We start from the raw sequence: 17528 nt of genomic DNA, 5'->3' as shown, positions 1-17528 counted from the left end.
GGAGTGTCCGATGGAAATCGACCCCGAGGGAATCATCCATGCACATCCAGGTTGTCCTGTTCGACGGTTGCGACCCGCTCGATGTCATCGCCCCCTACGAAGTGCTTTACGCCGGTGGCATGGCATCGGGCGGTGCGGTAACCGTCGAACTGGTTTCCGCGGAAGGACCCCGCAAGGTGATCAGCGGCACCGGAGGACTGGTACTGCGCGCCACCGGCGCCCTCGATCTGAAGCGCGCGGACATGCTCCTGGTGCCCGGCGCTTCCGGCCGCGTGGGCGAACCCGGCGAGGTCCAAGAAGAAGAAGTGGGCGCCGGCGAATGGAAACAGGACGAGTTCATCCCGGTGCTGCTGGGCCGCACACTGACCACCGAGCTGCCCGAGCTCCTCGAGCAGGCAATGAAAGCGCCGGCCATCACGGTCGCCACCGTCTGCGGCGGCTCGCTGGTCCTGGCCATGGCCGGTCTGCTGGAGGGACGTCACGCCACCACCCATCACCTGGGCCTGGACATATTGGACGCTACCGGCGCCCACGCGGTCCACGCCCGCATCGTGGACGACGGCGACCTGATCACCGGCGCCGGCGTCACCTCCGGGCTCGATCTGGGCCTGTATCTGCTGGAGCGCGAGGTGGGCCCCCGCGTCGCGCACGCCGTCGAGGAACTCTTCGCGCATGAGCGGCGTGGCACCGTCTGGCGCGCCCAGGGTCTGACGCCCACCACCTTCTGAGCAGTCGGACCTTCGCCGATCGACCGCTCCGCTCACCATCCCCATTGCACAGTCAGGAAATACATCAGCATGTCCGTCGTAGGCACCTGGAACATGTCCATCTCCACCCCCATCGGCAAGATCAAGGCAGTGGTCGAACTCCGTGAACAGGACGGCATTTTGTCCGGCGTCGCCCACGGAACCGGTGAGGACGTGCCACTCACCGACATCTTCCTCGACGGAGACCGACTCACCTGGAAGCAGGCCATCACCAAGCCCATGCGGCTGAACCTGGCATTCGACGTGACAGTCGACGGAGACACCTTCCAGGGCACCTCCAAGGCCGGCCGCCTCCCGTCCTCGAAAGTTGCCGGCGAGCGCCGGACCGCCCCGGAGCACCAGGCGTGACCAAGTTCTTTCTGTCCGTGCATGTCCTGGTCGCCATTATCGCCATCGGTCCGGTCACCGTCGCCGCGAGTATGTTCCCCGCGATTCTGCGCCGCGCCCTCGGCGAACCCGGTGACAGCGACGCCCGCACCAACCTGCGGACGCTGCACCGCATCTGCCGGGTTTACGCGGGCATCGGCATCGCGGTTCCCGTCTTCGGCTTCGCCACAGCCGGCAGTCTCGGCGTCCTCGGTGACGCCTGGCTGATCATCTCGATCCTGCTGACCGCGACGGCCGCTGGCGTACTGGCACTCCTGATCCTGCCAGCCCAGGATCGCGCCCTGGCCGAGACGGAAGGTTCCGCCTCGCCGTTGCCGGTGCCAACCGCTTTGACGCCGGGCCGCCTCGCCATGCTCACCGGCATCTTCAACCTGCTCTGGGCCACGGTCACCGTACTGATGATCGTCCGTCCCGGCTCCACCGCGGGAGTATGACGGCCCCGCGCCACCGGTGGAGTTCCAGTGGCGCGGGGCCGCAACCCTGTTTCCTCTTCGGCCTCGCGTGCTGCTGCCGCGGCGATGTCTTCGGCATGGTCGACGTAGCCGCCGGGGAGTTCCCACCCCCATATATCGATGATGAACCGCTACGCTCGCATAGCGAGCCGCATCAGCGGCTCGCTATCTGTTTGTGGGTGCGACCGAGGCGCCCGAGTTGGAGGAGCACGCGATGGCAGGCGACGACGTCAAGATTCCCGGCTGGCTGAAACCGATGAATCGGGCGATGGTTGCTATCAGCCGGATAGGTGTCTCGCTGCCGATGGCGTTGCTCACCGTGCCGGGGCGCAAATCGGGTAAGCCAAGGACCACACCGGTGACCCCGTTCGAATATCACGGTGTCGAATACGTTCTGGGCGGTATTCCCGGCGCGGACTGGGTGCGCAACGTACAGGCTGCCGATACCGCGGAACTGAAGGTCGGACGGCGTAAGCGGACCGTGCGCCTGGTGGAGATACCGGCGGCCGAGAGCGAGCCGGTGCTGCGCGAATTCCCGCGCCTCGTCCCCACTGGTGTGCCTGTCATGATCAAGTCCGGTGTCGTGACCAGCGACGACCCCGACGAGTTCGCCGCCCTGGCCGGCCGCTGCACGCTGTTCCGTATCGAGGACGCCTGACCGATACACCTCGGCCTCATCGTCCAGCACCTGCCGCATGAGCCAGCCGGCGTTCACCCACTGCCGGTACCGATCACGCGCCTTCCCGCGGGCAACGGTAACCCGTCCTCCCCGCCATCCCGTGTCCCGCAACTGTTTCAGCGGATCACCGATTTCCGCATGCGCGTCCGTCGCAGCGACCGCGGAACGCTCGGCCGTGAACACCGTCGCCAGCATGGTCACAATAAACGGCCCCCAACCTGGAACGGTTCGTGATCAGTGGCAAGTTGAGCTCTGCATGCGTTCTGGATCTCATGGGCAAGTTGCTGTTCGGTGCGGCCCCAGCCTGCTCCCCACTCGTCTTCGATATCGAATATCTGGCCGAGCGGAAGGGCGACGACGCTGTCGGCATAGCCGGACCTGGCGACGATCTCGCAAACCTTGTCCAGTACCCATCTCTCGGTGGCTCGGTTGTCGACGTGCATGCGTGCGAGCTTGGTGAACGCCACCTGGGCCGCAGCTGCATCCGAGTCCGGGATGGCTGCGGTGCAGTCGGCCAGCGCCGCGGGCAATATGTCGCGGACCTCATGAGGATCAGCGCCACTCGAGCCGGCCAGTTTCCGGAGCGCTTCACCGTCATAGCCCTGCACCAGCCAGTGCGCTGCCCAGAGTGGGATCCGTTCGCACGGGACGATGTCGAGCGCTACCCACGCGGCGATCAACTCCGGGGTCGGGAGCTCGCCGGAGTCCGGGGCAGGCCAGTCGTGCATGCCAGCTATGATGCCTGACCTCATCGGGCTGCACTTATCGATTTTCGCCGAGACCGCTGTGGAGCGTCCCGACGGTCCTGTGCGGCGCCTACACCCGGTCGGACAGTCGACGGCGGAACCAGTCGGCATATGCGAATCACGGCGCAGCGCAGCCATGGCGTTCGAGTCGGTTGCTGTGGCGTTTCGGTCGCGTGCCCGGCGCTGCCCGCTTGTTGCATCGGGCATGACAACGAGCACTCTGCCGCCCGGCACAGCATCACCGGAATCGACCCGGCGGGCGTGGCCCGCCCTGTTCATCATGTTCCTGGGCAGTTTCTCCCTGGTGACCGCCGAATTCCTGCCTCCCGGCGTACTTACCACGCTCGCCGTCGATTTGAACGTTGCCGAGGGAATCGTCGGATTGTCGGTGAGTGCCACCGCCCTGACCGCCCTCTTGGCGGCCCTCGGGCTGAGTGCGGTGTTTCCCAGGACCGACCGGCGCACGCTGCTGGTGGCGCTCACTGTCGCCGCCGCGGTGTCCAACATGGTGGTGGCCGTGGCACCGAATATCGTCCTGCTGCTCATCGCGCGGCTCCTCCTCGGTGTCGCCGTCGGAGGCTACTGGTCGATGGCCTTGGTGATCGCATCGCAACTGGTGCCCGCGACGCGGCTCGGCAAGGCGATGATGATCGTGAACGCCGGAACCACGGTCGCGACGGTGGCCGGTGTACCGCTCGGTGTGCTGCTCAGTACCCTCGCCGGGTGGCGGACCGTTTTCGTGGTCACGGCGGGACTGACCGTGCTCACCGCGGTCGCGGTGCATCTGGTTCTGCCGCCCATCGCGCCGACCCCAGGAATCGGCCTGTCCGCGATGGACAGCGCGCTTCGCGCACCGGGAGTGGTGCTGGGCCTGGTCAGCGTGGTCGCCGTGATCGGTGGACATTTCGCGGGGTATACCTATGTGCGGCCGGCGCTGGCCGAACTCCTGGGCGCCGGGCCTGCGATGATCCCGGTACTGCTCGCGATGTTCGGAATCGGCGGTCTGATCGGCAATTTCGTCCTCGGCGCGCTGGCCGATCGGCAACTGGGTGTGCTGCTGCCTGCGATACCGGCTGCCATCGGGCTGTCCCTGATCGCGATCATCGCCTCCGGTGGTTTTCCCGCCCTGGGCTATCTGGCAACAGTGCTGTGGGGTGCCGCGTTCGGCGGCATCCTGAACCTCGTGCAGGTGTGGGTTTCCCGTATGCTCCCCGACCGGGTGGAGGCCGGAAGCGGGCTGGTGGTGGCCGGTTTCCAGCTTGCGATCATCCTGGGTTCCGCGGTCGGCGGCCGCGGCGTGGACGGTATCGGGCTCGCCGCCACCTACGGCCTGGCCGCAGCCGCGGCGGTGATCGGCGGCGTCCTGATCCGGATCTCGCTCAGCAGGGCGCCGCGGTAGCCCGCTCCATCACCGGCACTCGGGCTGCGCGCCGCCACTCCGACGGCGTGCGGCCTGTATACCGGCGAAATGCCCGCCCGAACGCGGTCTCCGACCGATAACCGAGTTGCCGGGCGAGGGCACCCACCGAAATCTCCTGCTCGGCCAGGAACCGTTGCGCCCGCTCGATCCGCAGTTTCGTCAGATAACGCCCCGGTGTGAGGCCCGTCGCCACCTGGAACCGGGCCGCGAACCCGGATCTCGACGCCAACGCGACCCGCGCGAGCGCTTCCACGGTCCAATCCTGCCCGGGGTCGGCGTGCATGGCGGCCACCGCCCGCGCGATTCCCGGCTCGTTCACGCGCAGCAGCCACCGCTTCGGGGCGCAGCCGCGGGCATGCCAGGTTTCGATCGCCATCGATGCGATCAAGGTGGATACCCGGTCGCCTTGCACTCCGCGGGGGTCTCGGCATTCTTCGACGAGATGCTGCATCATCGTTGCGGCCAGGGGAGTATGCCGGGTGAACTCGGTCAGTAACACACGCGACGGCAGCGCGTCCATGGCGCCGCCCGTGGTGACCGGAGCGAGCTGAATCCGCAGAACCCGAGCTTCCGACAGGGCGTTGAGGGCGAAACGGCAGCTACGCGGGACGAACAGGAAATCCCCGTGCGCGAGATCCTCGGTCTCATCCAGGCCTTCGACCCGAATCAGGCCCTCGGTGACGAGGAGCGCACTCGGCTCGCCCGCCAGGAACTGCCATCGGTCCGGCTCGAGTGCGAACACATCGCGCTGGACGAATCTCCACCGCAGATCGGCCAGAACATTATCGAGGCCACCCGGGCCCGGATCGACCAGTGTCACTGTGCACATCCTTCTCGGTGCCGATCTTGCCGGTTCCACGGTAGCGCGGCGCTGGTTCGGTGTTGGTGAAGGACCGTGATTCCGATGGGAGATGTGCGGTTCGTGGTGCGGATCCACCGGCCGCGGTTGCCGATGGTACTGGGATCGCTCTCGGTCACCATGCTCGCCGACCCACAATCCGCCGCCGGAGATCCGGATGTTTCAGCGTGTAGGTGCGCAGTATGCGGGCGGCGGTGGCCATGCTGGTTTCGGGCCCGAGGTCGAGGTGATCGTCGTGGCGCCGGCCCGAGAAGGCGCCACCGATAGATCACCCCTACCAGGGGATATGCCGAACTTCGTTGGATTCTCGACGATTACCACCGAACTCCGATTTCTCGCAGATGCTCCTCGACTCCCGACCAGTTGGCCGCTATTTCACCCGCCCGTGATCACGGCTGGCCGGTGACGAACGCCTGTACAGCGTCGAGGAATTCCGGGCCGCCCTGAATGTATCCGCCGACAATTCCGCCGATCAGCACACCCACGGGGATGCTGATCCAGAAGAACAAAGAGGGAATCGCCCCGAGAAGGCCGCCCACGATGGCACCGCTGACGACGCCGGGCAGGTTCTTGTTGATTTGCTCCTGCAGCCGGTCGTAGGAGCTGATGTCCTTCAGATGCGCAACATCTTCTGCTGTCGGGGTCGGTGTCAGCGTCAGGGTGCGGCCGTCCGCACCGATGTGCTGCGCAATTGCGATGGAACGCCCGGCGACGGCGTACCGTTGCGGCACTTCGATCACGGCCGCTCCGTCGCTGGACTCGAGCACCACCGCACCGTTCTGCGCGATCTCGAACTTGCCGTTCTCGACAGTGGTGACAATGGTCTTGTCGACTGGCGAAACGGTGATCTGGTAGTTGATTCCATGATCCACACCGAAAATTGTGCCCCCCGTGGTCACCGTAGTCGGCTGCTCGGTTATGGCCGGCTTTGCCTGGGCGGTTGCCGCAGTGATACTCACGGCCGAGACGGCCATGAAAACGGCAGCAGTGATTTTCTCGAACTTCATTCTTCGAATCCCTTCACTCAGCTGCCCCTGATGGGCGGACCGAGTCAGACCTTAGGCGTCGAATTCAATGGGGTGTGGTACGCCACACCCAGTTCGAAGTCACTGCACTTCTGTTTCCCATGCAACCGACCGGATAGCAGTCGGTGGCAGTCGGTTCGCCGCAGGTGGCATCCGAAGATCGTGGCGGCGGGTCAGGAGCCGTGTGCGGTGAGGTGACGCGATCGTCGACCGACGGCGAGGAGGAACACCCGGTTGAGCAGACCGAGCCCGAGCCCGAGCACGACCCCGGCCGCCGTGTCACCAGGTGAGGCTACTCCGGTCTCGGGGCATGACGAATCAGGGATTTCTCGCTGAGTTTCCGACGTCGTGGAGATCGCTCAACTGCCGGGCGGTACCGGCCACCGGGCGGCCCCCAGCTCGCGCGAGATGGTCTGCGCAGTGGTGCGGACCGCGTCGACGGTGGACTCGGGAGCGGGCAAGTCCGAGGTGGGTAGCACCACACCCACAGCTCCGACCGCGGTGCCTGTTCGGTCGAATATTGTTGCCGCGATGACGGATTCGCCGAGAACGGCCTCATCGCGTTCGTAGGCGATACCCGAAGCCACGACTGGGCGTAGCTGCTCGGTGAGGTCCTCGGTCGTGGTGATCGTCTCCCCGGTCATGCTGCGCAGGGTCCCCAGTTCAACTCTCGGCAGGAAAGCTAGCAACGCCTTGCCCAAAGCGCTCGCGTGCGCGGGGATTTCGATACCGATCTCGGGCATTTGACGGCTTCCGTCGGGGCTGGGCTCATGGTGGATGATCACGACATCGTTGTCGAAGAGCACGCCCACGCGTACAGCGCGGCCGGTCCGGTGCGCGAGTTCATGGGTCCAAGTCAGCGATCGGGCCCGAAGATCGAGTGTGTCGAGATAAACGTTGCCCAGTCGCAACACTGCCGGACCGAGCTGATAACGCCCACCCCCTGGTTCCTGGACGACCACGCCGTGTGCAGCCAATGTGCGCACGATGCCGTGTACGGTGGTCGCTGCCAAATCTACTTTCGCTGCCAGCTCGGACAGCGTCATCTGTCGTGCGCCCTGCAAGGCGAACAGGATGCGGACAGCTCGGTCGACGGACTGGATCACGCGACCCCCTTCCATAGGCTCTTGTGATCTAGGTGACACCCTCGTATTCTACGAACCTCATTCGAGATTATCGAAAATCTCACGACAGTTTTGAGGTTCCCTTTGGAGGCTTCGTGAACGCCGCAACGATTCGCGGCAGAAGTGCTCGGCACGGCATTCCTTGTTTTCATCGGCGTCGGGGCGGTCCCGGCGATGCTCATTATCAACGGGGTTACACCTCTCGCCATGGCCGACCTCGGCATCATCTCGCTGCCCTTCGGGGTAGTCGTGGCTGCGACGGTGTACTTGGGTTCAGGGCGTGCATCAATCCGGCTGTGACGCTGGCGCCGGCCCGCCGGGCAAGTTCCCTCGGCGACGCGTTCCGGCCTGTTCGGCGGTGCAATCCGCTGCGGCCACATGTCGAAAGTGGCGCTCGCGCAGCGTCGGCCGGGGGGAGTCGACCGCTGGTTGTGGTGTGGACAACACTGAAAGGCCAGAGCTAACATTCGACAATGTCGAATGTTATTCGACACGGCACACCGCAGTGTCTATCACCTATAGCGGCCACCGCGTCTTCCCGAAGGGAGTGGGAATGAAGAAACTCATCAACGAACCAGCCGATGTGGTTGATGATCTACTGGCGGGGATGTCGGCCGCGCATTCGGAGATCCGAGTGGATGAGAAGAACCGCATCGTCATCCGCGCCGACGCGCCGGTCGCAGGCAAAGTGGGTCTGGTGTCGGGCGGTGGTTCCGGGCACGAACCGATGCACGCCGGATTCGTCGGGCGCGGCATGCTCGACGCCGCCTGCGCCGGTGAGATATTCACTTCTCCGGTACCCGATCAGATCCTGGCCGCCACCACGGCGGTGGCGGCGGGGGCCGGGGTCCTGCACATCGTGAAGAACTACACCGGTGATGTGCTGAACTTCGAGATGGCGGCGGAACTGGCGGCCGAAGCCGGTGTCGAAGTCGCATCGGTGGTGGTGGACGACGACGTTGCGGTGCAGGACAGTTCGCACACCGCAGGCCGACGTGGTGTCGGGGCCACCGTGATTCTGGAGAAGATCGCAGGTGCTGCCGCGGACGAAGGCCGACCCCTGCCGGAGGTTTCGGCGATTGCCCGCGCGGTGAACGCGAACTCGCGGAGCATGGGCGTGGCGTTGACCTCCTGCACGGTGCCCGCAGCGGGTAAGGCGACCTTCGCCCTGGGGGCGGACGAGGTGGAGATCGGGGTCGGTATCCACGGCGAACCGGGCCGTAAGCGCGCACCGCTCGCCGCGGCGCGCGAGATCGCCGAAATGCTGACCGAGCCGATCCTCGCCGACCTGCCTTTCACCCGAGGCGACCGGATCATCTGCTTCCTCAACGGGATGGGCGGCACTCCTCTGCTCGAGTTGTATGTGATGTACGGCGAGGTTTCGCGGATTCTGTGCTCGCATGGAATCGAGATCGCCCGGAGTTTGGTCGGCCCCTATATGACGTCGTTGGACATGGCCGGATGCTCGGTCACCCTGACCCGAGTCGACGACGAACTGATCAACCTGTGGGACGCGCCGGTCCAGACGCCGGCCCTGCGTTGGGGAGTGTGACGATGACCGACCTCGATCCGATCCAGTGGCTGAGCGCATTCGCAGCCTTGGCCGAAGACAATGCCGAACTGCTCACCGAACTCGATGCCGCGATCGGCGACGCTGATCACGGCAGCAACATCCACCGCGGCACCGCCGCAGTCGTCGCGGCGCTGACCGAAACGGCGCCCGGTGGACCAGCGGAAACCCTGAAACAGGCCGGTATGGTGTTGATCCGCACCATCGGCGGCGCAAGCGGCCCGCTGTACGGCACCTTCTTCCTCCGGTTCGCCGCTGCTGTCGACAGCGACAGCCTCGATGCGGCGACCTTCGCCAAGGCATTCCGCGCCGGCGTCGACGGCATCGTCGCACGCGGTAAGCCCGAAACCGGCGACAAAACCATGTACGACGCTCTGGCACCGGCCGTCCAAGCCTTCGATGAAAGGCTCGGTGAAGGCGCCGATTTCGCCGAGTCTCTCGATGCCGCGCTCCGCGCTGCCGAGGCCGGTCGTGACGCGACAATCCTCATGCCTGCCCGCAAGGGGCGTGCCTCATACCTGGGAGAGCGCAGCGTCGGCCATCAAGACCCGGGTGCGACCAGTGCGACGCTGCTCGTGCGCGCGGCACGAGAGGTGCTGCGGTGATCGGAATAGTCGTTGTCTCCCACAGTCGCCCCCTCGCGCATGCCGCCGTCGATCTGGCCACGCAGATGCTGCACGGTGAACGAGTCCGCATCGAAATCGCGGCGGGACTCGCCGAGGAACCCTCCGGAGACGATAAAGCCCTCCTCGGTACCGACGCGCTGGCCGTCGCGGACGCTATCGCCGCAGCCGACACCGGCGAAGGTGTCCTCGTCCTCATGGATCTGGGCAGCGCGATCCTGTCTGCCGAACTCGCTCTCGACCTGATGCCGACCGCACCCGAGGTGAAGCTGTGCGCCGCCCCGCTCGTCGAGGGCCTCGTGGCCGCATCGGTCGCGGCGGCGGGAGGTGCGACACTGACCGAGGCAGCGAACGAAGCCGAAAACGCACTGCTGGGCAAACGAGCTCAACTCGGTCTCGATGCCGGTACCGAGCCGTCAGCACCAGCAGACCAGCACGCCGCGGATTCGGCCCGCGCATCGTTCACTGTCGACAACGAACACGGGCTGCACGCACGTCCAGCATCACGGATCGTAGCCGCACTCCGTGGTCTCGACTGCGAAGTCCGGTTGCGTAATCTGGCAAACGGCGCCGGTCCCGCAGCGGGACGAAGCCTGAGTCGTATCGCGGCGCTGGGAGCACTGACCGGCCACACGATCGAAGCGACAGCAACAGGCCCCGACGCCGAGGTCGCACTGAATCGACTGGTGGAACTTGCGCAACGTCGCTTCGACGAAAAGATCGCCGACGCGCCCACTTCGTCTCCGCGCGACACAAGCACCGAGCCCGGGCTCACCGAACGATCGGCCGCTGGGACGACGACAGCATCAACGGCCCCCTTGCCCGCCTCGCCCGGCATAGGGATCGGCCCGGCGTGGCAACTCGAGCTGACAGAGATCGCGCTACCTGATCAGCCGAGCGGGCCACCGGGCGCCGAACGACACCTGCTCAATGGCGCTCTTGCCCGCACGAAGAATCGCCTCCGCGCCCATATCGGCGCCGCGGAAGACGCACGTCTGCACCAGCAGCCGTCGCCCGAGCCCGAGGTTTTCCAGGCCCACCTGTTGCTGCTCGAAGACGAGGAACTGGTTGCCGACGCACACCGCCGGATCGACAACGGCGCTTCCGCGGCCACGGCCTGGGCATCCTCTCTCGATACCGCCGCCGACGAGCTCGAAGCACTATCAGATCCCTACCTTCGGGCCCGTGCTGCCGACCTACGGGCGGTACGGGACCAAGTACTGGCTGTTCTACTCGGTCACGACACCGAGGTCGTCAGCCGTCCGGGCATTCTTCTCGCCACCGATTTGACACCCGCCCAGGCCTCCGGCCTCGACCCATCAATTGTCACGGGAATCGTTCTCGCGCATGGGAGCCCGACATCACACGCAGCGATCATCACCCGTGCCAAGGGCATCCCCTCGGTGCACGCCGCGGGTGAGGAAATCCTGCGAGTCCCTGCAGGGGTCATCATTGCCCTCGACGGAGGAACAGGTGAACTCGCTGTCGATCCCGAGACCGACGTCCTCGCGAAATTCAAGACACGCGCGAGCGAACAGCGCCGTCAACGACTGCTCGCAGAGTCCACCGCGGGTCAGGTAGCGACGATGCGGGACGGTCTCACCGTGCATGTCGCGGCCAATATCGGCCATGTCGCCGAAGCCGCTCATGCGGTGCGCGCAGGTGCCGATCTCGCCGGCCTCGTGCGAACGGAATTCCTGTTCCTGGGGCGTGAACACGCGCCGTCGGTCGATGAACAGGAGCAGGTATACCGCGAGATCGCACAGTCCTTCGAGGGCCGTCGGATCGTCCTGCGCACCTTGGACGTGGGTGGTGACAAGCCGCTGCCATATCTTTCTCAACCTCAGGAACACAACCCTTTCCTCGGGCTGCGTGGCATCCGTTTCGCGCTGGCGTTCCCGCAACTCCTGCGTGACCAATTGCAGGCCATCGTCCGCGTAGCCGCCGACCATCCGGTGAGCGTGATGTTTCCGATGGTCACCGTCGTCGACGAGGTGCGTGCTGCCCGGGCCCTCCTCGCCGACATAGCCCCGCCCGGTATCGACATCGAGGTCGGGATCATGGTCGAAGTGCCCGCAGTCGCAACGAAAGCTGCGGTTTTTGCCCAGCTCGTCGACTTCTTCAGCATCGGCACCAACGACCTCGCCCAGTACACCCTTGCCACCGAACGGGGCAACGAATCCGTCGCAGATCTGGCGGACCCGCTCGACCCGGGCGTACTCCACCTCATCGATCATGTGTGCCGCGGTGCGGGCGACACCAGAGTCGCGGTGTGCGGTGAGGTCGCCGCCGACCCCACCGCGATACCACTGCTCCTCGGGCTGGGCGTGACCGAACTGAGTGTCACCCCACCTGCGGTCCCCCTCGTCAAAGCGGCCGTGCGGGAACTGGACCTGCGGGAATGCCGTGCAGCTGCCGCACGTGCTCTCAGCTGTGAATCCGCCGCGGCAGTCCGGGGCTGAACCTACCGGCTGCAAGACGAAGTCGACCGCGTCATGGCCCGCGGGAAAGCCGAGCACCCCGAGACGGTGAGATATGCGGACCGTCGTCGCTACTACGCCCTCCACTACACCACGGAGCCCACATATGACCGAGGATTCATCGACACCCGGCGTCCGCGATCCAGTCGGGGTCGACAGTACGAGGGCCAGCATCTCCCGCGTCTACGACGCCACCCTGGGCGGGAAAGACAACTACGACGTCGACCGGGCCGTGTGTGACAGCATCACGGCGGTTGCGCCCCGCTGGCGAAATACCCTCATCGCGGGCCGTCGATTCCAGGAACGCGTCCTGCGCTACCTCACCCACGCCGGTATCGACCAGTTCCTCGACATCGGTGCCGGGCTGCCCACCCACGGCCCTGGCCGCGCTACCCATGAGATTGTCAACCCCCGCCACGCCGCACGGTCTACCGCGGACCGGGCACCGGTGGTGTATGTCGACAACGATCCTCTCTGCGTTGCGCACGGAATGGCCTACTGGGACAACGAGATCAGCACTTACCTGCGGGGCAGCGTTCTGGAACCGTTCGCACTGCTCGACAACCCGCAACTGCGGGCGCGCATCGACCTGGCCCGCCCTGTCGGTGTGCTGGTGTGCGGATTGCTGCACCATATCGACGACAGCTTGGACCCGGCCGGGGTCATGCGAGGACTCCTCGACCTGCTACCCGGTGGCTCGTATGTGGTGATCACCCATTTCTGGAACCCGTGCGACGTTGGTGCGGCCGAGGAGTTGGCCGTCGAGTTGCAGCGGCGGCATGTGGAGAGCAGCCTGGGTTCCGGGTGGTTCCGTAGCCGCGAGGAAATCACCGCGATGTTGGCGGGCCTGGAACTGCTGCCCCCTGGCCTGGTCGAAGCCGGCAAGTGGTGGCCGGACGGGCCACCGGTCTGTCTGCCCTCGATCGAGCAACGTTTACTCCTCGGCGCCCTCGCGCGCAAACCCGGGCCTACAAGCTGAGACGCCCCACATGCTCCCTCTGAACTGGTCTCTCAGTGGGTTCCGCTCACCCAGTCGGAAGAACCGCCTCTACGAACACAACTGTTCGTATAACGTGCGAATCGCAATTCTTTTCGCACACAAGGAGTTTCTGTGGCGTCCTCTCTGACTAATCGCCTGGCTGCGCTCTTCGGCGCATCATGCGTGGCGCTATCACTCGTGGGATTCGCAGCGGGTCCAGCCAATGCCGACGAAGACCCGGACACCATGGCGGCCGCGTGTTCGACCACGCCGACCAATCACACCAAGCAGGTCGACAACTTCGACGGCCGGTACTATCGCGTCCGGGTTCCCGCCGGAATACCCGCCAGTGGCGCGCCTCTTGTGGTCGTCATCCACGGCGGCTACGGCACCCCCCAAGGCATCGAATCCGCGTCGGGTTGGAGCGGGTTCGCCGATCAGAAGAAGGCCATCGTGGTCTATCCGCGCGGCAGCAAACCGGAGGGCTCGGGTTGGGGTTGGGACGCCGGCGCGGGCGCCTATGACATCACCCATATCAAGAAGGTGGTGGCCGACGTCAGCGCGAAATACTGTGTGGATCCGAAACGCATCCATCTTTCGGGCCACTCCAACGGTGGACAGATGGCGTCCCGCGTGGCGTGCACGCACGCGGACATCTTCGCTTCGGGCGCGGTATACGCACCCGCGCCCCCGCCTGCGGGTTGCGTCCCCTCGCGCCCGGTCTCCTGGGGAGTGTTCGCCTCGGAGAAGGACGAGATGGTGGACCAGGCTCTCGCCTACACCCATGTCATGTACTGGAGCTGGGAAAACCGCCCGTGCCAGAACGAGCAACCCGACGGCGGGATCAATGTCAAGGAATCCAAGCGCTGGGACTGCGCTTCCGGCACCCGGGTACTGTGGCGCGTCTACAAGGGCGGCAGCCATTTCTGGCCGGTTGGTCCGGAGCGCACCGACATGCTGAACCGGATGTGGCAGTTGTTCCAAGCCCACCCACGCCCATAACACGGAAGAGCTCCTTCGTCGCAAGCGTGACGAGGGACCTCACCGGGGAGAGTCCGGCCAGTGAGAAGCTGAGCGCGGCAACGAGGGAACGACAGGCGGAAGGGCCGGGATTACCCTTCCCGGCCCTTCCTGATCAACGAGTGGGATTCGAACCCACTACCCTCGGAGTGGAAATCCGATGCTCTACCAGATGAGCTATCGTTTGCCCCACCTGTGATCGCCGAGCATGCGAGCGTGCGTCATGTTGAGTAACCCCGCGCGTTGCCTTTACGCCACAGCGGCACGGAGAGCCGCCACCGGGACTTGAACCCGGATCTCGGGGATGCATCGCAGCACATTCGCACCTCGTGTGATCGATGGAGTTGTTGAGCTTGGAGCAAGAAGCTGAATTTAACGGCAGGCCCTGGCAGCGCCTACCGGTGTGTCAGTGTGAACTTCAATTTCAGTTTGTGCTCCATCCCCCTGTGCAGGGGGAGTCTGTGTTCCCGGCTAACCGAACAGATAGCCGAGAATAGCCTGGCCCGGCTCGACATCCGTTACGGGCGTCGAATTCGCCGTCTCACGAGCGACGCGCACCGCGTCGAGCAGCTTGCCGAGTCGCTCCGTGATGTCACCGACTTCCTTCGCAGGCAGTGCGCCGGAAAACTTTGTGGTGGTCCAACGACCCACCACAACGTCCTCGTGGTACACCTCCACCTGCGCCGGGTGCTTCTCGGTGGCCGGAGCCAGCACATGGTTGCGCGGCACTTTCTTGGTCCGCACGGTCTGCGACGGCTGGGTGGCGTAGCAGTCGCTGACCTCGTCGAACGACCACGACTCGGCCGGATCCAGGGTCGGCAGCTTGGCGACGAACTTCTTCAGTTCGCTCAGCTGCTTCTCCAGGAACAGCAGGTAGGTGACCGGCAGGTCACGGGCAATCGTGACGCCGTCGACCGTCAGGTCGGCCTTCGCCGAGCAGTTGGCGGTGTCCTTCGTCGCGGTCACATCGAACAATCGCGTCAGGGTGTTCTTCACATCGGCGATCACCTCGCGCGCCCGCACCTGAACCCGCTTCGACTCCGACGGCAACTCTTCGCCCATATCGTCCAGCGGCCGGTACATGCGTGAAATGCCCGCCAGAAGATCGATCTTGCCCACCCGCTGATAAGCGGCGGTCAGATCTGCGTTCGCCTGCGACTTCGCGCCCTTCTCGATGGCGATGAGCTGATTCAGCTTGGTGGACACGGACTTTCCCTCCTTCGGCCACCTCGGCGCGACCGCGGCCCACCATAAACCGGGCAACACCGAGTCCGCCACCGATATATCCACCACAGGCCCCCGAGGACTTACCCGAGCCGTTGGGGCCGAGCAGGCCGATGGTTTCCTCGCGATCGGCAGCGATACCTCGGACCGGAATGTCTTCCTCCCCACCGTTTCCGGTGAGGAGGAAGACATGACCCACGGAGACCTCGGTGTTCCAGTCGCTGCATCCAATAATCGCTGATGCACGCCGGGCTCACCGTCGGGGAGATATTCGATCTCGACGCACTCGTCGCCGACAGCGTTGGCGTCGATCACACGCCGGGCTGTGCCCGGAGTACGTCGCTGGCGAGGAATTCGGCCCGGTGCTCTTCGCCATCCAGCGAAACGCGGTCGTCGTTCTTGGTGGCCTGCCGCCAGATCGGGCTGTCGACGAAGTGGTTGTCGAACCGCTCCTGGGTGTCGAGGATTTCGGCTGGGCTCGCCAGCCCCTTGCGAATACGGTCGCCCAGCCGGAAGTAGTCGAAACGTTCGATCCCCGGAGTGAAGACCACCAGGACGTCCGCCGGCGAGGTCGCGGGAGCCGCCCATGCGTGTGTCATGTTCGGGGGAATCAGCAGGAAGTCGCCCGCGCCGATCTCGTGGATCTCGTCCCCGGCGAGCACCCGCAGCCGGCCGTCGAGCATGTAGAACAACTCGGCGGAGGTCGAATGGTAGTGCGGAGGCGGCCCGTCCGCGCCGGCCGGCAGAAATGCGCGGTTCGCGCTGAGCTTTCCGCCGGTCATATCGTGATCGGCGTAGAGCCGTACGCCCATGGTGTCCAGTGTCTCGGCGTCGTCGTGGCGGACGAGCAGGGCTTTGTCGTTGTTCTTCGAGATGGTCATCTTCTCTCCTGACGTATCTCCCGGAACCGCTCCGGGCACTGGCACAGAGGGCGCCGCGGCCTCCGGGTGTGACATTGCGGCCGCCGCTGCACGTTCACCCGGTTTTCCATTCGAATCCGTGTGCCCCCGACCCCACACGTTCGGCGCGGCCGTCCCCGAGCCGGACGTCTCCGGTCGCCCCGGGCGGAATCGTCACCTCCAGTTCGACCCGGTCACCGTGCAGTCGCCAGCTGCTGCGGGCACGTCCGAAAGGTGTGGTGATGGTTGCCGCCGCGTGGGTGATGCCGCCGCCGACGAGCGGTTGCACCCGGACGACGCGATACCCGGGTTCGGCGGGGGAGATCCCAACGATCCCTTCGATCAGCCACTGCGCTACTGCCCCGAACGCATAGTGATTGTGCGATCCTTTTCCCCGCCCGTGGTCGTCGTAGGCGTCCCAAGTTTCCCAGATCGTGGTCGCTCCCCGCTCGACCTGGTGCAGCCACGACGGGATTCTCCCCAGTGGAAACCGGTGTCGAGAAGGTAGCGTTCCTTCGCGCCGACCCGTTTACGGAGGAGGCGCGTCGGCGAACGTTTCGTCCGGGCGGTGCGCTCGAGGTGGTCGACCCAACGCCGCATACTGTCGTACTGGCGGCGCAATACGGTGGTGTCGCCGTAATACCGATACAGTGCCCACGGGAGCATGACCGCGGCATCACCCCAACCGACCGCGCTCGCCGCGATCCGGGTGAGCCGTGGCGGACCACCGCTGAACACGGACGCCTCGCTGGGCACGAACGGCGGCACGGTGCCGTCCGGAAACTGTTCGAGCGCCAGGTTTCGCAGATAACGCTTCAGGTAGGCGTGGGCGTCGACGAGCAGGGCAGCGGTGGGCGCGAACACCTGGATGTCACCGGTCCAGCCGGACCGCTCACGGGTGGGCAGTCGGTCGGGGTGTCGGTGAAGTTCGATCGCAGACTCCACAACACGTTGCGGTGCAGCCGGTTCAGGCGTTGATCGGAACATTCGAAGGTGCCCGTGACCGGTAGGTCGGTGGACAACACCACTGCCCGCACATCGTCGTGGCCCAGGTCGTATCCGAGTCCGTCGACGTGGAGGTAGCGGAATCCGTGAATGGTGAACCAGGGCTCGATCCACTCGTCGCGGCCACCGAGCGTCACCTCGTCACGCTGCGGGGCGAACTTCATCATGGGCGGCGCGTCGAGGTAGGTCAGGTCGAGTTCCCCGTCGGGGTGAGGAGTTCGTGGTCGTGGCGCGCAACAAGACGACCGGCCATGCCGCGCGGGTGCGTG

18 protein-coding genes, 1 tRNA gene and 3 pseudogenes are annotated in these 17528 nt (G+C 65.3%); 11 read left to right on the top strand and 11 right to left on the bottom strand.

Annotation, left to right across the window (positions count from 1 at the left end):
- Positions 1 to 38: 38 nt before the first annotated feature.
- The 3 genes from B0T44_RS06165 to B0T44_RS26365 all read left to right on the top strand — a co-directional run bounded on the left by B0T44_RS06165 (position 39) and on the right by B0T44_RS26365 (position 1588).
- Positions 39 to 728: a DJ-1/PfpI family protein gene (locus B0T44_RS06165; protein WP_077115339.1), complete on the top strand. Its 690-nt coding sequence runs from the start codon at positions 39 to 41 to the stop codon at positions 726 to 728.
- A gap of 69 nt (positions 729 to 797) precedes the next feature.
- The gene (locus B0T44_RS06160; protein WP_077115340.1) at positions 798 to 1115 is read left to right on the top strand and encodes a hypothetical protein; all 318 of its coding nucleotides are present in this window, start codon (positions 798 to 800) and stop codon (positions 1113 to 1115) included.
- On the top strand, positions 1112 to 1588 hold the full coding sequence (locus tag B0T44_RS26365) for a hypothetical protein (protein ID WP_077115341.1): 477 nt from the start codon (positions 1112 to 1114) through the stop codon (positions 1586 to 1588). The genes B0T44_RS06160 and B0T44_RS26365 overlap by 4 nt, the downstream gene beginning before the upstream one ends.
- Before the next feature lie 41 nt (positions 1589 to 1629).
- Here B0T44_RS26365 and B0T44_RS26360 read toward each other — a convergent pair.
- A pseudogene (locus B0T44_RS26360) lies at positions 1630 to 1722 on the bottom strand (NUDIX domain-containing protein); the annotation flags it as partial.
- A 98-nt stretch (positions 1723 to 1820) separates the two neighbouring features.
- Between B0T44_RS26360 and B0T44_RS06150 the strand changes: the two are divergent.
- Entirely contained in the window at positions 1821 to 2264 is a 444-nt protein-coding gene (locus tag B0T44_RS06150; RefSeq protein WP_077115471.1) for a nitroreductase family deazaflavin-dependent oxidoreductase, read from the top strand.
- Positions 2265 to 2324: 60 nt separating this feature from the next.
- Here B0T44_RS06150 and B0T44_RS28485 read toward each other — a convergent pair.
- Together B0T44_RS28485 and B0T44_RS06140 are read right to left on the bottom strand one after the other, a co-directional pair.
- Positions 2325 to 2480: pseudogene (locus tag B0T44_RS28485) on the bottom strand (hypothetical protein); the annotation flags it as partial.
- A gap of 2 nt (positions 2481 to 2482) precedes the next feature.
- On the bottom strand, positions 2483 to 3013 hold the full coding sequence (locus B0T44_RS06140) for a hypothetical protein (protein ID WP_077115342.1): 531 nt from the start codon (positions 3011 to 3013) through the stop codon (positions 2483 to 2485).
- 223 nt (positions 3014 to 3236) lie between these two features.
- Here B0T44_RS06140 and B0T44_RS06135 point away from each other — a divergent pair, with 223 nt between their 5' ends.
- Positions 3237 to 4430 carry an MFS transporter gene (locus B0T44_RS06135; RefSeq protein ID WP_077115472.1) on the top strand — a complete coding sequence of 398 codons (1194 nt, stop codon included), beginning with the start codon at positions 3237 to 3239 and terminating at the stop codon, positions 4428 to 4430.
- Here B0T44_RS06135 and B0T44_RS06130 read toward each other — a convergent pair.
- The 3 genes from B0T44_RS06130 to B0T44_RS06120 form a co-directional block, all read right to left on the bottom strand.
- Positions 4411 to 5280 carry a helix-turn-helix domain-containing protein gene (locus B0T44_RS06130; RefSeq protein WP_077115343.1) on the bottom strand — a complete coding sequence of 290 codons (870 nt, stop codon included), beginning with the start codon at positions 5278 to 5280 and terminating at the stop codon, positions 4411 to 4413. The genes B0T44_RS06135 and B0T44_RS06130 overlap by 20 nt on opposite strands.
- 419 nt (positions 5281 to 5699) lie before the next feature.
- Positions 5700 to 6317, bottom strand: a complete 618-nt coding sequence (locus B0T44_RS06125) for a DUF8020 domain-containing protein (protein ID WP_077115344.1) — start codon at positions 6315 to 6317, stop codon at positions 5700 to 5702.
- A 377-nt stretch (positions 6318 to 6694) separates the two neighbouring features.
- Positions 6695 to 7441 (bottom strand): IclR family transcriptional regulator, encoded by a 747-nt coding sequence (locus B0T44_RS06120; protein ID WP_077115473.1) that lies wholly within the window; start codon positions 7439 to 7441, stop codon positions 6695 to 6697.
- A 571-nt stretch (positions 7442 to 8012) separates the two neighbouring features.
- On the opposite strand from B0T44_RS06120, the gene dhaK reads away from it, so the two are divergent.
- The 5 genes from dhaK to B0T44_RS06095 all read left to right on the top strand — a co-directional run bounded on the left by dhaK (position 8013) and on the right by B0T44_RS06095 (position 14113).
- Positions 8013 to 9011: a dihydroxyacetone kinase subunit DhaK gene (dhaK, locus tag B0T44_RS06115; RefSeq protein ID WP_077115345.1), complete on the top strand. Its 999-nt coding sequence runs from the start codon at positions 8013 to 8015 to the stop codon at positions 9009 to 9011.
- 2 nt (positions 9012 to 9013) lie between these two features.
- Positions 9014 to 9634, top strand: coding sequence for a dihydroxyacetone kinase subunit DhaL (gene dhaL / locus B0T44_RS06110; RefSeq protein ID WP_077115346.1), 621 nt, complete (start codon positions 9014 to 9016; stop codon positions 9632 to 9634).
- A complete protein-coding gene (gene ptsP / locus B0T44_RS06105) occupies positions 9631 to 12114 on the top strand; it encodes a phosphoenolpyruvate--protein phosphotransferase (RefSeq protein WP_077115347.1) in 2484 nt (827 codons plus the stop codon). Before dhaL ends, ptsP begins: the two co-directional genes overlap by 4 nt.
- A 124-nt stretch (positions 12115 to 12238) precedes the next feature.
- Positions 12239 to 13111, top strand: a complete 873-nt coding sequence (locus B0T44_RS06100) for an SAM-dependent methyltransferase (RefSeq protein ID WP_077115348.1) — start codon at positions 12239 to 12241, stop codon at positions 13109 to 13111.
- A gap of 198 nt (positions 13112 to 13309) precedes the next feature.
- Positions 13310 to 14113: a CE1 family esterase gene (locus B0T44_RS06095; RefSeq protein ID WP_077115349.1), complete on the top strand. Its 804-nt coding sequence runs from the start codon at positions 13310 to 13312 to the stop codon at positions 14111 to 14113.
- A 133-nt stretch (positions 14114 to 14246) separates the two neighbouring features.
- On the opposite strand, the gene B0T44_RS06090 is transcribed toward B0T44_RS06095, so the two are convergent.
- A tRNA-Gly gene (locus B0T44_RS06090) sits at positions 14247 to 14318 on the bottom strand.
- A 284-nt stretch (positions 14319 to 14602) separates the two neighbouring features.
- Positions 14603 to 15337: a DUF7873 family protein gene (locus B0T44_RS06085; protein WP_077115350.1), complete on the bottom strand. Its 735-nt coding sequence runs from the start codon at positions 15335 to 15337 to the stop codon at positions 14603 to 14605.
- Between B0T44_RS06085 and B0T44_RS26350 the strand changes: the two genes are divergently transcribed.
- Positions 15327 to 15596 (top strand): hypothetical protein, encoded by a 270-nt coding sequence (locus B0T44_RS26350; RefSeq protein WP_139347692.1) that lies wholly within the window; start codon positions 15327 to 15329, stop codon positions 15594 to 15596. The genes B0T44_RS06085 and B0T44_RS26350 overlap by 11 nt on opposite strands.
- A 70-nt stretch (positions 15597 to 15666) precedes the next feature.
- Here the strand turns inward: B0T44_RS26350 and B0T44_RS06080 are convergent, their stop codons facing one another.
- The 3 genes and pseudogenes from B0T44_RS06080 to B0T44_RS27860 form a co-directional block, all read right to left on the bottom strand.
- On the bottom strand, positions 15667 to 16236 hold the full coding sequence (locus B0T44_RS06080) for a cupin domain-containing protein (protein ID WP_077115352.1): 570 nt from the start codon (positions 16234 to 16236) through the stop codon (positions 15667 to 15669).
- A gap of 94 nt (positions 16237 to 16330) precedes the next feature.
- The gene (locus B0T44_RS26985; protein WP_368025977.1) at positions 16331 to 16687 is read right to left on the bottom strand and encodes an alpha-L-rhamnosidase C-terminal domain-containing protein; all 357 of its coding nucleotides are present in this window, start codon (positions 16685 to 16687) and stop codon (positions 16331 to 16333) included.
- Positions 16609 to 17423: pseudogene (locus tag B0T44_RS27860) on the bottom strand (family 78 glycoside hydrolase catalytic domain). Before B0T44_RS27860 ends, B0T44_RS26985 begins: the two are co-directional and overlap by 79 nt.
- Positions 17424 to 17528 lie beyond the last annotated feature (105 nt).

This window comes from Nocardia donostiensis (assembly GCF_002081715.1).
Taxonomy (GTDB): Bacteria; Actinomycetota; Actinomycetes; order Mycobacteriales; family Mycobacteriaceae; genus Nocardia; species Nocardia donostiensis.
This window is presented reverse-complemented; position numbering and strand designations above follow the sequence as displayed.

What these genes read in the sequence shown, in the direction of transcription:
- B0T44_RS06165 (WP_077115339.1), top strand. Translation starts at nt 39, where the DNA reads ATGCACATCCAGGTTGTCCTGTTCGACGGTTGCGACCCGCTCGATGTC.
- B0T44_RS06160 (WP_077115340.1), top strand. Translation starts at nt 798, where the DNA reads ATGTCCGTCGTAGGCACCTGGAACATGTCCATCTCCACCCCCATCGGC.
- B0T44_RS06150 (WP_077115471.1), top strand. Translation starts at nt 1,821, where the DNA reads ATGGCAGGCGACGACGTCAAGATTCCCGGCTGGCTGAAACCGATGAAT.
- B0T44_RS06140 (WP_077115342.1), bottom strand. Translation starts at nt 3,013, where the DNA reads ATGCACGACTGGCCTGCCCCGGACTCCGGCGAGCTCCCGACCCCGGAG.
- B0T44_RS06135 (WP_077115472.1), top strand. Translation starts at nt 3,237, where the DNA reads ATGACAACGAGCACTCTGCCGCCCGGCACAGCATCACCGGAATCGACC.
- B0T44_RS06130 (WP_077115343.1), bottom strand. Translation starts at nt 5,280, where the DNA reads ATGTGCACAGTGACACTGGTCGATCCGGGCCCGGGTGGCCTCGATAAT.
- B0T44_RS06125 (WP_077115344.1), bottom strand. Translation starts at nt 6,317, where the DNA reads ATGAAGTTCGAGAAAATCACTGCTGCCGTTTTCATGGCCGTCTCGGCC.
- dhaK (WP_077115345.1), top strand. Translation starts at nt 8,013, where the DNA reads ATGAAGAAACTCATCAACGAACCAGCCGATGTGGTTGATGATCTACTG.
- dhaL (WP_077115346.1), top strand. Translation starts at nt 9,014, where the DNA reads ATGACCGACCTCGATCCGATCCAGTGGCTGAGCGCATTCGCAGCCTTG.
- B0T44_RS06100 (WP_077115348.1), top strand. Translation starts at nt 12,239, where the DNA reads ATGACCGAGGATTCATCGACACCCGGCGTCCGCGATCCAGTCGGGGTC.
- B0T44_RS06080 (WP_077115352.1), bottom strand. Translation starts at nt 16,236, where the DNA reads ATGACCATCTCGAAGAACAACGACAAAGCCCTGCTCGTCCGCCACGAC.